Genomic DNA, 15574 nt, shown 5'->3' on the forward strand with positions numbered 1-15574 from the left:
GGCGTTTCTTAGGCACCGGCGGACGAGACTATCAGTATCGAAATTCGCATCAATCATTCTGTGGATGATCTTCGCGTAAGAAGAATCTTGTTCAGATCAACGAGCACAAAAAAGCCCTGAACAAGTCAGGGCTTTTTAATCTCACTTGGCTTAGGAATCAATCCCAGCTCAACGCCCCACCAGTCTGATACTCAATAACCCGAGTCTCAAAGAAATTCTTCTCTTTCTTCAAGTCCATGATCTCGCTCATCCACGGGAACGGGTTGGTGGTGCCTGGGTATTCTTCTTTCAAACCAATCTGCGACAAACGACGGTTCGCGATGAACTTGAGGTAATCCTCCATCATCGCCGCATTCATCCCCAGCACCCCACGCGGCATGGTATCCCGCGCGTATTCAATCTCCAGCTGAGTCCCTTGCAGGATCATCTGGGTCGCTTCTTCCTTCATCTCGGCATCCCACAGATGCGGGTTTTCGATTTTGATCTGGTTGATCACATCGATACCGAAGTTCAGGTGCATCGACTCATCCCGCAGGATGTACTGGAACTGCTCGGCCACCCCGGTCATTTTGTTGCGACGGCCCATGGACAAAATCTGGGTGAAGCCGCAATAGAAGAAGATGCCTTCCAGTACGCAGTAGTAAGCCACCAGGTTACGCAGCAACTCTTTATCAGTCTCGACGGTACCGGTTTCGAACTTCGGATCGGAGATCGAGCGGGTGTACTTCAAGCCCCAGGCGGCCTTTTTGGCGACCGATGGAATCTCGTGGTACATGTTGAAGATCTCGCCTTCATCCATGGCCAGCGATTCGATGCAGTACTGGTAGGCGTGGGTGTGGATCGCTTCTTCGAAGGCCTGGCGCAGGATGTACTGGCGGCACTCCGGGTTGGTGATCAGGCGGTACACGGCCAGGACCAGGTTGTTCGCGACCAACGAATCCGCAGTGGAGAAGAAGCCGAGGTTGCGCATCACGATGCGACGCTCGTCGTCGGTCAGGCCTTCGGGGTTTTTCCACAGGGCGATGTCGGCGGTCATGTTGACCTCTTGCGGCATCCAGTGGTTGGCGCAGCCGTCGAGGTATTTCTGCCAGGCCCAGTCGTACTTGAAGGGTACGAGTTGGTTGAGGTCGGCGCGGCAGTTGATCATGCGCTTTTCGTCAACGGCGACGCGGGCGGCGGAGCCTTCGAGCTCGGCGAGGCCTTCGGCGACGTCGAGTTTGTCGAGTGCAGCCTTGGCGCGCACGATGGCGGCGGAGTCGGCGGCGGTGACGGCGCGGGCTTCGATGGCGGCAGCAGCGCCGGCACCGTCGAGGCGGTCCATGTTGGCTTCGGTGGCGTGGCCGGCGTTGGCGCCTTTGGCAACTACTTCGCCGTCTTCTTCTTTGTCGAACTCGTCCCAGCTCAGCATGACGTGTCGTCTCCTGCGTGAGGGCTCTAAGGTGCCCGTGTGAAACCGGATGGTTGGGTGTTCACACGGCCCAAAGGCCGCGGTGGATCTTAAGGAATCGTTTGTTGCAGCTAGCGCACGCATTAAACGGAATCAGGGTTACGGGTGTTCTGCTTGAGGCTTGAGGGGCGGAGCAGTGCTTGCGAGCTCCAGCGGGGGCCTCAGGTCTGGCTCTTCATCCCAGTGTAAAGGGATATTGCAGGCCCGATTTACCCGCGCATTATAGGGAAAAAATCGGCTTTGTGTTGCGGCGGATGGCCACGGATCGCAGACAAAAAGCCTGCTTTTCGAGCCAGAGCGCGGGTTTGTTGGGGTTGGCTGGAAGGACGAGCGGTAGGATTTTTTTCGAGGGGGTGAAGCGGGGCGATGGTGGGGCCGGCTCTTTGCCGCAAGAACGATTTCTTGCGGCGAATAAGTTCAGGTTCAGTTAAAACTAACGAAGTTATTATCCGTTAGAGCAACCGTTACCCATCACTTGGTATTGAAGAATATGGCGCTGACCTTGTGAGTCTTCATACTCCATTTTTACCGGTACAACTTGGCATACATTCGGAACTTCACTCATGGACAATACTTTGGCAACGTCCAGGTGGGTGCTGTAGGTGTAGTCTTCAACAATCGGAGTGCTCTGGCTGGCTACGTCAGTCGGGGCTTCGTCGGCCAGGGCGGCAGTGGCGCACAAGCTGCTAAGGGCCATAACTAATAACGCTTTCATTTGACTATTTACCTTTTGGCGGTCGAAAGGGGGCACGGGGCCCTTGTGAGGCCACGTGTGTAACTGGAGTTGGTAAGTTCGGATTAACGTGCCTTCGTGGGGGCTGTAACTTGGTTAATCACGGTGCCTTGGTTGGCGGAGTTGATTTTAGGCGTACAGGTTTAATTCATATACCCGTGCTTTTGATAAACACTATTGGCGGTTTTTGTAACAATCGCGAAATGAAGGTTTTTTCAGAAACCTGCAAAGCGCCACAGGCCGCGGGCCAGAGCGCCGCCGGGGTATAGGTGGGCAATTTGTAGGGGCTTGTTACTACCATCGTCGAATGGTTCTATAGGCTCGGCCCGGCTACAACAGGGCCATACAACAACAACTATGTCACCGAGGTAAGAAAGATGAGTGCGGCTTCTCTGTACCCCGTTCGCCCCGAAGTAGCAGCCAACACGCTGACCGATGAGGCGACCTACAAGGCCATGTACCAGCAGTCGGTGGTCAACCCCGACGGTTTCTGGCGCGAGCAAGCCAAGCGCCTTGACTGGATCAAGCCTTTCACCACGGTGAAGCAGACCTCCTTCGACGATCACCATGTCGACATCAAGTGGTTTGCCGACGGCACCCTCAACGTTTCCTACAACTGCCTGGACCGTCATCTCGCCGAGCGCGGCGATCAGGCGGCAATCATCTGGGAGGGCGATGACCCGGCCGAAAGCCGCACCATCACCTACCGCGAGCTGCATGAAGAAGTCTGCAAGTTCGCCAACGCCCTGCGCGGCCAGGATGTGCATCGCGGCGACGTGGTGACTATCTATATGCCGATGATTCCCGAAGCTGCGGTCGCCATGCTGGCCTGTGCCCGGATCGGTGCGATTCACTCGGTGGTGTTTGGCGGGTTTTCGCCAGAGGCCCTGGCCGGTCGGATCATCGACTGCAAATCCAAGGTGGTGATCACCGCCGACGAAGGCATTCGTGCCGGCAAGAAAATTTCCCTGAAGGCCAACGTCGACGACGCCCTGACCAACCCGGAAACCAGCAGCATCCAGAAAGTCATCGTGTGCAAGCGCACCGGCGGCAACATCAAGTGGAACCAGCATCGCGACATCTGGTACGAAGACCTGATGAAAGTGGCGGGCACCGTGTGCGCGCCGAAAGAGATGGGCGCCGAAGAAGCACTGTTCATCCTTTACACCTCGGGTTCCACCGGCAAGCCGAAGGGCGTGCAGCACACCACCGGCGGCTATCTGTTATATGCAGCCCTGACCCACGAGCGCGTGTTCGACTACCGCCCGGGCGAAATCTACTGGTGCACCGCCGACGTTGGCTGGGTCACCGGCCACACCTATATCGTCTATGGTCCGCTGGCCAACGGCGCAACCACGCTGATGTTCGAAGGCGTGCCGAACTATCCGGACATCACCCGGGTGGCGAAGATCGTCGACAAGCACCAGGTCAACATCCTCTACACCGCACCGACCGCGATCCGCGCCATGATGGCTTCCGGCACCGCCGCCTGCGAAGGCGCCGATGGCAGCAGCTTGCGCCTGTTGGGTTCGGTGGGTGAGCCGATTAACCCGGAAGCGTGGGACTGGTACTACAAGAACGTCGGCCAATCCCGTTGCCCGATCGTGGACACCTGGTGGCAGACCGAAACCGGCGGCAACATGATGAGCCCGCTGCCGGGCGCCCATGCGCTCAAGCCGGGTTCGGCGGCACGTCCGTTCTTCGGTGTGGTGCCGGCGCTGGTGGACAACCTGGGCAACCTGATTGAAGGTGTGGCCGAGGGTAACCTGGTGATTCTCGATTCGTGGCCAGGCCAGGCACGTACGTTGTATGGCGACCATGACCGGTTTGTGGACACGTACTTCAAGACCTTCCGCGGCATGTATTTCACCGGTGACGGTGCGCGTCGTGACGAGGATGGCTACTACTGGATCACAGGCCGGGTGGACGACGTGCTCAACGTGTCCGGCCACCGCATGGGTACCGCCGAGATCGAAAGCGCGATGGTTGCCCACCCGAAAGTCGCGGAAGCGGCGGTGGTGGGTGTGCCTCACGACATCAAGGGCCAGGGCATCTATGTGTATGTCACGCTGAAAAATGGCGAAGAGCCGAATGAAGCGCTGCGCCTGGAGTTGAAAAACTGGGTGCGCAAAGAGATCGGGCCGATTGCTTCGCCGGATGTGATCCAGTGGGCGCCGGGCTTGCCGAAGACCCGTTCGGGGAAAATCATGCGCCGGATTCTGCGCAAGATTGCGACGGCTGAGTACGACGGGTTGGGGGATATCTCCACCCTGGCGGACCCGGGGGTGGTGGCGCAGTTGATCGAGACGCACAAGACCATGAACGTCGCGTAAGGCGGGGTTGTAGGGCAAAGCCCCATTCGGCGTAGGCCGGGTGGGGCTTTTTTGTGAGGAGCGGCAAATGCCACTGCCAAGACCGGATTAATGTGGGAGCTGGCTTGCCTGTGATGGCGGCGTATCAGACCCCACTGTGTTGGCTGGCCCACCGCTATCGCAGGCAAGCCAGCTCCCACAGTGAATCGCATTCCAACTCCCACACCAATAAATATCGGTTTTCATCGTAGGAAGTTTCTGAATGTTACCGAGCCCCGCAAATGTGTAACCCCACGCCCAAACATGAGGCAAAGTGCTACGCCCATGCCCCGAAAACCCGCGTTTTAGACGCCCTGTAAAATTAGATCCAACGCTACACTTGCCGTGCTAGAAGGGTTTGCGAATAATAGGCCCGCAATTTGCAGCGTTAACAGGTTTAATATCTTTTGCCTCTGCATAAAATCCAGGGGCTGTCAATGTGCTGGAACCGCTTTCTCGGTGCTTCTGTAAATTGTTGTCGCATTGAGGAAATATCGGCTTCCGGCCTGTCGTTAGAATGCCGATCACTCGCTCGTCGTCGCCGATGTTGAACTGGCGTAGGACGCAGCAACGCTATTCGGTTTCACTCAGTCGCATCGTGGGCTCTGGCTCATACTGCTGTTTTGCCCTATACCGATGGAGTCCCAAGATGAAGAAACTCGTGCTGTTGGGCGCCCTGGCGCTGTCCGTGCTGTCCATGCAGGCTTTCGCCGAAGGCAAGCCCCTGAAGATTGGTATTGAAGCGGCTTACCCTCCGTTTGCCTCCAAGGCACCGGACGGCAGCATCGTCGGTTTTGACTACGACATCGGCAACGCCCTGTGCGAGCAGATGCAGGTCAAGTGCACCTGGGTCGAGCAGGAATTCGACGGCCTGATCCCAGCGCTGAAAGTGCGCAAGATCGACGCCATCCTGTCCTCGATGTCCATCACTGAAGACCGCAAGAAGTCCGTGGACTTCACCAACCGTTACTACCTGACCCCGGCTCGCCTGGTGTTGAAGGAAGGCACTGCGGTCAGCGACAGCCTGGATGAACTGAAAGGCAAGAAGATCGGCGTGCAACGCGGTTCGATCCACGACCGTTTCGCCAAGGAAGTGCTGGCTCCCAAAGGCGCCACCATTGTTCCTTACAGCTCGCAGAACGAAATCTACCTGGACGTAGAAGCCGGTCGCCTTGATGGCACCGTGGCCGACGCCACCCTGTTGCAGGAAGGCTTCCTCGACACGCCAGCCGGTAAAGGCTACGCGTTCACCGGCCCGGCCTTCACCGACGCCAAGTACTTCGGCGACGGCATCGGCATCGCCGTGCGTAAAGGCGACAAGGAAAACCTGGACCGTATCAACGCTGCAATCGCCGCGATCCGTGCCAACGGCAAGTACAAGGCAATCCAGGACAAGTACTTCAACTTCGACATTTACGGCCCAGAAGCCAAGTAAACCGTCGCAGCTGTCTGTCCGCAATGGCGCAAGCAACAGGGTCTCTGAAGTTTGCGCCATTTTTTCATCCCCCTTTTCGAGGACCTGAATCATGTTGAAAGGCTACGGGGCCGTCATCCTCGATGGCGCATGGTTGACGCTTCAGCTCGCCTTGTCGTCCATGGCCTTGGCCATTGTTCTGGGTCTGATCGGGGTCGCGTTACGCCTGTCGCCGGTGCGCTGGTTGGCCTGGCTGGGCGACCTGTACTCCACGGTGATCCGCGGGATCCCCGACCTGGTGCTGATCCTGCTGATTTTCTACGGCGGTCAGGACCTGCTTAACCGCGTTGCGCCGCTGCTCGGCTACAACGACTACATTGACTTGAACCCCTTGGCCGCTGGCATCGGCACCCTGGGTTTCATCTTTGGCGCCTATCTCTCGGAAACCTTCCGTGGCGCCTTCATGGCCATTCCCAAGGGCCAGGCCGAGGCCGGCCTTGCTTATGGCATGAGCCCGTTCCAGGTGTTTTTCCGGGTGATGGTGCCGCAGATGATTCGGCTGGCGATCCCCGGGTTTACCAACAACTGGCTGGTACTGACCAAGGCCACCGCACTGATTTCGGTGGTGGGCCTGCAAGACATGATGTTCAAGGCCAAGCAGGCGGCAGACGCCACCCGCGAACCTTTTACCTTCTTCCTCGCAGTGGCGGCGATGTACCTGGTGATCACCAGCGTGTCGTTGCTGGCCCTGCGTCATCTTGAGAAGCGCTACTCGGTAGGCGTAAAGGCGGCTGATCTATGATCTTCGACTACAACGTCATCTGGGAGGCCATGCCGCTGTACCTCGGCGGCTTGCTGACCACCCTGAAACTGCTGGCCATTTCGCTGTTCTTCGGCTTGCTCGCAGCCTTGCCCCTGGGCCTGATGCGCGTGTCAAAGCAGCCGATCGTCAACGGCGTGGCCTGGCTGTACACCTACGTGATTCGCGGCACGCCGATGCTGGTGCAGCTGTTCTTGATCTACTACGGCCTGGCCCAGTTTGAAGCAGTGCGTGAAAGCTTCCTGTGGCCACTGCTGTCCAGCGCGACCTTCTGCGCATGCCTGGCCTTCGCGGTGAACACCAGCGCCTACACCGCCGAAATCATCGCCGGCAGCCTCAAGGCCACGCCCCATGGCGAGATCGAAGCGGCCAAGGCCATGGGCATGTCGCGCTACAAGCTGTATCGCCGGATCCTGCTGCCATCGGCCCTGCGCCGGGCGCTGCCGCAATACAGCAACGAAGTGATCATGATGCTCCAGACCACCAGCCTGGCCTCCATCGTCACCCTGATCGACATCACCGGTGCCGCGCGCACGGTAAACGCCCAGTACTACTTGCCGTTCGAAGCCTATATCACCGCCGGCGCGTTCTACCTGTGCCTGACTTTCATCCTGGTGCGCCTGTTCAAGTTGGCCGAAGGCCGCTGGCTCAGCTACCTGGCTCCACGGAAGCATTGATATGGAACGTATCGATCACCTGTTGCCCTGGGGTCATCTGGGCTGCGAACGTCAGCTGACGGTGTTCCGTTTCGGCAGCGGCGAGCGCAAGGCCTATATCCAGGCCAGCCTGCACGCCGATGAGTTGCCCGGCATGCGGGCCGCCTGGGAGCTGAAAAAGCGCCTGGCCGAACTGGAACAGCAAGGCGCCCTCAACGGCGTGATCGAACTGGTGCCGGTGGCCAATCCGATGGGCCTGGGGCAACTGCTGCAAGGCAGCCACCAAGGGCGTTTCGAGATCGGCAGCGGCAAGAATTTCAACCGCGATTTTGTTGAGTTGAGCGCGCCGGTTGCCGAGTTGCTCGAAGGCAAATTGGGTGATGATCCCCACGCCAACGTGCGCATGATCCGCCAGGCCATGAGTGATGCACTCAATGCATTGCCCGAGCCTAGCAGCCAGCTGCAAGGCATGCAGTGCATCCTGCTGAGCCATGCCTGCACCGCCGATGTGGTGCTCGATCTGCATTGCGATGCCGAAGCCGCGCTGCACATGTACGCGCTGCCGCAGCACTGGCCGCAGTGGCGTTCGCTGTCGGCGCATTTGAATGTGAAGGTCGGCCTGCTGGCGGAAGATTCCGGCGGCAGCTCGTTTGATGAAGCCTGCTCGCTGCCGTGGCTGCGTTTGTCCCGGGCGTTCCCCGAGGCGCAGATTCCACTGGCCTGCCTGGCGACGACATTGGAGTTGGGCGGCCAGGCCGATACCGGCCGTGACGAAGCGATTTTCCACGCCGAAGGCATTCTGGCGTTCCTTGCCGAGCAAGGCTTGATAACCGGGGAGTGGCCGAAAGCCGCCCACGAACCCTGCGAAGGCCTGCCCTTCGAAGGCACCGAATTGTTGTTCGCGCCCCACGCCGGCGTGATCAGTTACCTGCGTAAAGCCGGGGATGTGGTGGAAGCCGGCGACCCGATATTTGAAGTGATCGATCCCTTGTCCGACCGCGTCAGCATTATTTGCGCGGGTACGCCTGGGGTGTTGTTTGCCGTTGAACGGCTGCGTTATGCCCAAGCGGGTTTCTGGCTGGCCAAGGTGGCGGGGCGCGAAGCGCTGCGGCACGGGCGCTTGCTCAACGACTGACCAACTGTTTTTGTGAGAACCGACCGCATGTACAAACTTGAAGTCCAAGACCTGCATAAACGCTATGGCAGTCATGAAGTGCTCAAAGGTGTGTCCCTGGCCGCCGCGGCCGGTGATGTGATCAGCATCATCGGGTCCAGTGGCTCGGGCAAAAGTACCTTTTTGCGCTGCATCAACCTGCTGGAGCAACCCCACGCCGGCAAGATTCTGCTCAATAACGAAGAGCTGAAACTGGTGGCCAACAAGGACGGCGCGATGAAGGCGGCGGACCCGAAACAGCTGCAGCGCATGCGTTCGCGACTGTCGATGGTGTTCCAGCACTTCAACCTGTGGTCCCACATGACCGCCCTGGAAAACGTCATGGAAGCGCCGGTGCACGTCCTGGGCATGTCGAAAAAAGACGCCCGGGAAAAGGCCGAGCACTACCTGGCTAAAGTGGGTGTGGGCCATCGTAAGGATGCATTCCCCGGCCACATGTCCGGCGGCGAACAGCAGCGCGTGGCGATTGCCCGTGCGTTGGCGATGGAACCTGAGGTGATGCTGTTCGACGAACCTACCTCGGCCCTCGACCCGGAGCTGGTGGGTGAAGTGCTCAAAGTGATGCAGGACCTGGCCCAGGAAGGTCGGACCATGGTGGTGGTGACTCACGAAATGGGCTTTGCCCGTGAAGTCTCCAACCAGTTGGTGTTCCTGCACAAAGGCATCGTTGAGGAGCGTGGCAACCCGCGCGAAGTGCTGGTGAACCCGCAGTCCGAGCGTTTGCAGCAGTTTCTTTCCGGTAGCTTGAAGTAAACAGGGCTGCTGTTATGCACTGAATTAGTGCAAGCTTCACAGCTTTAAGGCTGGCCCCGATCCCCTGTAGGAGCTGGCTTGCCTGCGATGGCGATGTGTCTGTGCCAGAGGTGCAAGCTGGCCCACCGCTATCGCAGGCAAGCCAGCTCCCACATTAGATCTCTATATGTTTTGAGATTTGTGTTGGTTTACGGGCTAGCATTGGCCTTTGTCTTCATTACTGTTTTTCGCTTCGGATAGCACTCCATGACTGCCCATCGAATTGGTTTCCTGATTTGGCCCAGCACTAAAGCACTGACGCTTGCGCTGGCTGAGGAGGCCTTGCGCGTTGCTCAGCGGGTGCATCCGGACGTGGTGTACGAACTCTCGTTCTTGCAGGCCGAGCCGCCGATGGATGGCGCCTGGCAACTGCCGGGCGAACCTTGGGCCGGCAAGCTGGAAGGCTTTCAAAAGCTGTTCCTGCTGGCCGATGAGCCACCGACCGTCATCGCGTCCCAGCTCAGCACCGCCCTCAAGCAACTGGTGCGCGCCGGCTGCGTGATTGGCGGTTTGTCGGCCGGCGTATACCCGTTGGCCCAACTCGGTTTGCTCGACGGTTACCGCGCCGCCGTGCACTGGCGCTGGCAGGACGATTTTGCCGAGCGCTTCCCCAAGGTCATCGCCACCAGCCATCTGTTCGACTGGGACCGTGATCGCCTGACCGCCTGCGGTGGCATGTCGGTACTCGATTTGCTGCTGGCGGTGCTGGCCCGTGATCACGGCGCCGAACTGGCGGGCGCCGTCTCCGAGGAGCTGGTGGTGGAGCGCATCCGTGAAGGCGGCGAGCGCCAGCGCATTCCATTGCAAAACCGTTTGGGTTCCAGCCATCCAAAGCTGACCCAGGCCGTTCTGTTGATGGAAGCCAACATTGAAGAACCGCTGACCACCGACGAAATCGCCCAACACGTGTGCGTGTCCCGACGACAGCTCGAGCGCATCTTCAAGCAATACCTCAATCGCGTCCCCAGCCAGTACTACCTGGAACTGCGCCTGAACAAGGCCCGCCAGATGCTCATGCAAACCAGCAAGTCGATCATCCAGATCGGCCTGTCCTGCGGCTTCTCCTCGGGGCCGCACTTCTCCAGCGCCTACCGCAACTTCTTCGGCGCCACCCCCCGTGAAGACCGTAACCAGCGCCGCAGCAGCAGCCCGTTTGAATTGTCGTCGGTGCCTTCCGAGCGCGGTTAAGTCAACTTTCGGGCCGGGCGGTTATGCGGGCTCGTTGTCGATAACGGCTGATTACGCGCCTGGCATGGTTGGACAGAGGGTTGCCGTCCAATTGGAGTGCGATAAAGATTTTCGATGGCACTTCGAGCAACTCGGAGCCGATATTGCGGATGGCGTTGTCGCGCAAGTCCGCGTCGGAAAGCCGTCTCAAGGACAGCAGTCCGGGCGGTATTTCCCGGATGCCGGTGCTTTGCAAGTCCAGGACGATAAGGTGTTGCATATTGCCAACCCTTGGGGTGGTGCCCAGCAGGTTGTCGCTCAAGTCCAGGTAGGTAAGCAGGGTCAAACTGCCGAGTTCCTCAGCGCCCACGGGCGTCAGTTGAATGTCGCACTGTGGCAGGACCAGCTCCTGCAACTCGGGCATCTGGAACACTTGGCGGGGGATCTGCTGCAGTCGGTAGCCTTGAATCGACAGGCTTCGCAGCTTGGGGAACGCGTCAAGGAACCGGCTGATGTCCGAGGTAGCGCCTTCACCCACCAGCGCCAGTAACGAGACGTGATCGAAATTTGCGCTCAGGGTCGGCAAGTCTCCCAACAGGGTGTCTTCGAACATCAATTCGTGAGTGATGTGTGGGCTATTGTTCAACGTGTCGATGGTGGTTTCCCGGCGCCAACACGCTTGGAGCCGCTCCTTGAGCCTGTAGCGTTTGACCTGCTCACGGGCGCGCCGGTCTTCACTCAACTCAAATTCCAGTGTGGGGTGCTGTGTGGGTACATCGATTCGCCATTCCTCAAGATCGGCCGTGAGTTTGTCGTATTCAGCCTCCAGGCGAGTCAGCTCCACCCGCGCCAGTCTCAGGTCGCCCGGCATGCCGAAGTAGTAGAGGTTGCAATCGTTGGTGCTGAAGGTGGGGTAGAGCAGTTTGAGTCGCTCGATATCGACTGGTGGTGCGCTGACTTCCCAGCGTTCGCCTGTTTGCTGGAAGTGCATTTTTACGCGCTCGATGGTGGCTTCGGGGAAGGGGTTTTCCCCCAGGTCAAACCCTGCACTGACCTCCTCCGGCAGGTCAAAAAACGCATCGGGAAGCTCGGTGATTCGGTTGTTGCTGAGGATTGCGCTTTCCAGCTGGGGGCGGGTCAGCAGGCCTGCGGGCAACTGGTCGATACCGGTGGACGACAGGTCCAGATGCTTGAGGTGAGCCATCGCGGTGACGTCGGGGGTGATGCCCAACGGGTTGCTGTAGAGATCCAGCGAGACAAGGCGTGACATAGACGCCAGCAATGTCTGGCTCTGTGGGGTCAGGCGAATGCTGCAACCGTCGAGGGTCAAGTCAGTCAGGCGAGGTAGGTCCGCCAGCCCGTCGGGAAGGGTGCCGAGTGGAAAGTTGCGCAGTTCCAGTTGGCGTACCTGAGGGAAGTGACGAATAAACCCATGAACGCCCATGCTGCCTTCGTCGCCTGCCAGGCCGAGTGAGGCGACATGGTCGAACCGGGCGGTCAAGGTTGGCAACTGTCCCAGAATGGGCTCTTCATATATCAGGCTGTAGTCGTTGCCGGCGTCTTCCTCCAACTCACTGCGGGCGGTCTCCCTGCGCCAGCAGCGTTGGATTTCGTCAGCGAAGGCGCCGCGTTTTTGCTGTTCGTATGCGTGTACGGCGAGTGGTAGCGGGGCCCGGGTTTGCAGGTGCGAGCGAGGTACTTCAGCGACCCAGGTTGATAGGTCCTGGCTCAATTGCCCGTATTCGGCCTCTAACTGGAGCAGCCCCGACCGTGCACCGCCGGGCTGGCGGTTGAGCTCGCGGATCCGCTCTCGGATTTGTTCGGCGCTGTGGCTGGGGTAGAGCTCCTGAGCTCGTTGTTCCAGCGAGCGTGGGGTGCCCGGTATCGGCGTGGGGTGCGCCGGGGCCGGGTAGCCGTTGTTGCCTCCAAGCAAACGCTGGATGGTTTTTGCTGCAGGCGGACGAACCGGGCGTTTTTCCAGGAGTGGCCGCAGCCGATCTCTGGGCAGCACCACCTTGGCAATCCCTTCGCGCAGTTGCGTTCCTTGCCGTATGTGCAGGTTCAGGCTGTTGCGTTCGCTATCCGGCAGGGCCTGGAGCACCGCGTTGTAGAAGTCGGTGCTGCCGTGCAGGTGTTGGCCTTCACTGTCATACGCCTGGTAATGACCCTCTTCGTGTACCAATACCTTGCGTGGTGTGTCGGGGGCGCCGCTGATGTGGTCGCTCAGCGGGCCTTCAAAGGTGTGTTCACGGACCTCCAGGCGTACCTTGCCGGACCAGCCTGGCAGCCTGGGCAGTGAGTGTAGTGCCAATGTGTGGCTGTCCGGATTGTCGGGGGTGTGCAGGTACAGGCCTTCATAGGCGCGGTTCAGGCGCGTTTCCTGGCGGGCCCAGCGTGCTAGGTCTTGCAGGCGCTTTGGCACCCGGCCGGTGTTGAGTTCAAGGCGTTCTGCGGGGGTGGCTTGGGATGCCAGGATGTCAGCCATCGTCGCCGGCAGGCCTGGAGCGTTGTCCATCAGGTGTTGCGCTTGTGCTGTTGCGGGGCGGTTCACGGCGCGGTAATGGGATTCAAACACGCTGTTTTTTTGTGTTTGGGCGGCCTTTGCGAGTTGTTGTCTTAACGTTCGAGCCCGCACCTCCAGTGCGCGGGGTGGCTGGCCAAACTCTTCACCCAGCAGGGTTTTGATCTCGTTCTCGTTCAGTGCCAGCAGGATCGTATTGAGCAGGTCACCGTTTTTCAGTTGGCCTTGATTGATGACCACCTGTGGTGCGCGCGGGGTCGGTGCGTAGTGCCATAACGTTTTTCCCTGGCTGTCGACCACGCGCAGTGTGCGGGTCTGTGGCCATGCCTCTGGGGTGCAGAGCAATTGCAGTTGGGTCATGGTTGAAGCCTGGCGGTATTGCGCCGGATCATCGCTGCTCATTTGGCGGATGAAGGTGTTGATGTCCCGCTCGATCTTGAAGCGTTTCAAGGTGTCGGCCAGCGCCGGTGGGGGCGGCTGATGCTGGACGTGCATTGCGCGCAGGGTGCTTTCATTAATGCCACTGACGTGTTGGATGTGCTCCAGTTCGGCGGTGCTGAAGGGCTCGGCGGGGTGGCCCAGTCTGCGAAGCAGGGTGCTGTTGTCCCAATACAGAGGCTGGTCCAGCTCGCTGTACCAGGCACCGTTGCCGTTATGCCAGACCTTGGGTTGGTAGGCATTGGGGCGGCTGGGGTGGGTGATGCTGAAGGCGTCTTTGCCCGGTAGTCTATTGAGTGAATAGGGCGTGTTGTCGATGGGTACCGCGGCTTGGTCGAGATGCTGATGGACGCCTTGTTCGTCGGCAATTGAAGCGCCGGGCAGCAATGTCTTGCGAGCGTAAGGTTTCAGGTCGGGATGCCAGAGGCGCTGCTGGCCATCGGGAAGCTGCACCGGTTTGAGGCCGTCGATGAAATCCCATAGTTCCTGGGGCAGTGCTTTGCGCAATACATGTTCTGCAATCGGTGCGCCTACGGCGAACATGCCCAATTGAACGAGGGTCTCCAGCAACGTCATGAAGTGGCTCAGGGCCTCGTTTGTCAGGCCCTCGGCCCAGTCGATGATCGACTCGAAGGTCTCATCCAGCACCTGATACAGGGTGTAGCCGATCATCAGCGCCCCCAGTGGCGGAAAAAACGGCGCGGCGACAAACGCGGCGATCTCCAGCAACGTTGTGGCGACTTTTTGCAGGGCGTCCCAGCGCTGCCAGCGGGCCTTGCGGTTGGCACTGGCGGTGGAGACGGCAGTGACGGCGGCGTCATTGATGATCTTGTTGAGTGTCTGCTGGTACAGATGGGTCAGTACGTCGCCACTGATTTTTTTCACGGCAAATTGCAGGTTGGGTTTGCTGACCGGTGTTTCACGCCAGGTGGGCATTGGGTCGGTCGCCACATGCTGGTGCCAGGTCACGCGGCTCAGGCGTTGGTGCAGGTCGGCGAAGAAATAGGCGCGATCCTCATGGGCCACAAAGCGGCTGAAAAACTGCTGGTATGGCCGGCCGCGCAGTTTTTGCGTGAGGTCCAGCATAAACGCGGCGGAGGAGGCGTATTGCTTGATCGGCGACTCGGGATCATCCGGAATATAAGCGACGACGGGCACCGCTTGCAGGTAGCGCTCAAGGTCCGGGGCAAACAGCACAATGCCGGTCAATCTGGCTGACATCATCGTCAAGTCGTGGGCCTGCCAGAGTTTGCCGTCCAGGCGCATGCCTTGCAGGCCGTCGACGATGCCTTCAATCAGGCGTTGCGAGGGGCTGCCCAGGTCCTGCTTCAACACCGCCATGTGCAGGGCGGCCTTGAGCATGGCTTTGCGGGCTGCGTCGACTTTCAGTTGCAGCACGGCTGAAGTTACGGGTTCCAGCAGCTGCTGCGCCAGATAAGTCTGATAGTGGCCACCGATATCCAGGGTGCGGCACAGCTTTATAAAGGCCTGGATGCTCATGCGCTGTTCGAGGGTGTCGAGGATTTCGAGTTGCCCCGCAGTGGCCGTTTCCTGCACGTAGGACGACGCGCTTTCATGGGCGTTGGCCTGGGTCTCGTCGGGTTCGAAATTGTGCAGGGCGGCCTCCAGCAATGACACGGTCCAGGTGCGGGCGGCGCCGGAGCGGATGGGAAACCAGGGAATACTGGCGGGGATGTAGAGGCGGATCAGGGTCTTCTCCACATCGGGCTCCAGGGCGAACTGGTCCTTGAGGGCCTTTTGCAGCATCGGGCGGGCGAAGTCGTTGATGTTCAGCACGTTGGCCAGCGCCTGGTCCACCGGGTTCTGTGCGTCCCAGGCGTGGCCAATGAGGGCTTTGAGGGTGCGGTGATCGGTGTCTGAGGCGCGGCCGTACCAGGCCGGGATTGTCGGCGCGGTGCCTTTGAGTTGACGGCGCCTGTCGGCGCTGGCGTTGCCCAGCCACGGGGGGACGGCCTTGATCAGTTGTTGATAGTGAGGGCTTGAAGTGCGGTCGCTCATGGCAGCGGTTCCAAATGGGATGAAGGCCAATGGGACCAAAGC

At 59.5% G+C, this 15574-nt stretch carries 10 protein-coding genes; 7 read left to right on the forward strand and 3 right to left on the reverse strand.

The features are described 5' to 3' along the window. Positions 1–157 precede the first annotated feature (157 nt). A complete protein-coding gene (locus tag M2400_RS17335) occupies positions 158–1408 on the reverse strand; it encodes a ribonucleotide-diphosphate reductase subunit beta (RefSeq protein WP_023659243.1) in 1251 nt (416 codons plus the stop codon). A 484-nt stretch (positions 1409–1892) separates the two neighbouring features. Further along, positions 1893–2162, reverse strand: a complete 270-nt coding sequence (locus tag M2400_RS17340) for a DUF2790 domain-containing protein (RefSeq protein WP_177042897.1) — start codon at positions 2160–2162, stop codon at positions 1893–1895. A 395-nt stretch (positions 2163–2557) separates the two neighbouring features. Here M2400_RS17340 and acs point away from each other — a divergent pair, with 395 nt between their 5' ends. The 7 genes from acs (at position 2558) to M2400_RS17375 (ending at position 10575) form a co-directional block, all read left to right on the forward strand. After that, positions 2558–4513 (forward strand): acetate--CoA ligase, encoded by a 1956-nt coding sequence (acs, locus tag M2400_RS17345; protein WP_177042898.1) that lies wholly within the window; start codon positions 2558–2560, stop codon positions 4511–4513. Between the two features lie 667 nt (positions 4514–5180). Further along, positions 5181–5966 (forward strand): ABC transporter substrate-binding protein, encoded by a 786-nt coding sequence (locus tag M2400_RS17350; protein WP_017475899.1) that lies wholly within the window; start codon positions 5181–5183, stop codon positions 5964–5966. A gap of 91 nt (positions 5967–6057) precedes the next feature. Further along, positions 6058–6747, forward strand: coding sequence for an ABC transporter permease (locus tag M2400_RS17355; RefSeq protein ID WP_003214341.1), 690 nt, complete (start codon positions 6058–6060; stop codon positions 6745–6747). Next, positions 6744–7442 (forward strand): ABC transporter permease, encoded by a 699-nt coding sequence (locus M2400_RS17360; protein ID WP_010165618.1) that lies wholly within the window; start codon positions 6744–6746, stop codon positions 7440–7442. Before M2400_RS17355 ends, M2400_RS17360 begins: the two co-directional genes overlap by 4 nt. 1 nt (position 7443) lies before the next feature. Next, on the forward strand, positions 7444–8556 hold the full coding sequence (locus tag M2400_RS17365) for a succinylglutamate desuccinylase/aspartoacylase family protein (RefSeq protein ID WP_259196033.1): 1113 nt from the start codon (positions 7444–7446) through the stop codon (positions 8554–8556). A 27-nt stretch (positions 8557–8583) separates the two neighbouring features. Next, positions 8584–9348: an ABC transporter ATP-binding protein gene (locus M2400_RS17370; protein WP_003214336.1), complete on the forward strand. Its 765-nt coding sequence runs from the start codon at positions 8584–8586 to the stop codon at positions 9346–9348. Between the two features lie 246 nt (positions 9349–9594). Beyond that, positions 9595–10575: a GlxA family transcriptional regulator gene (locus tag M2400_RS17375; RefSeq protein WP_008435259.1), complete on the forward strand. Its 981-nt coding sequence runs from the start codon at positions 9595–9597 to the stop codon at positions 10573–10575. A gap of 1 nt (position 10576) precedes the next feature. Here M2400_RS17375 and M2400_RS17380 read toward each other — a convergent pair whose 3' ends face one another. Then, the gene (locus M2400_RS17380; RefSeq protein WP_259196032.1) at positions 10577–15532 is read right to left on the reverse strand and encodes a dermonecrotic toxin domain-containing protein; all 4956 of its coding nucleotides are present in this window, start codon (positions 15530–15532) and stop codon (positions 10577–10579) included. Positions 15533–15574 lie beyond the last annotated feature (42 nt).

It is taken from the genome of Pseudomonas sp. BIGb0558 (assembly GCF_024807515.1).
GTDB lineage: Bacteria > Pseudomonadota > Gammaproteobacteria > Pseudomonadales > Pseudomonadaceae > Aquipseudomonas > Aquipseudomonas yamanorum_A.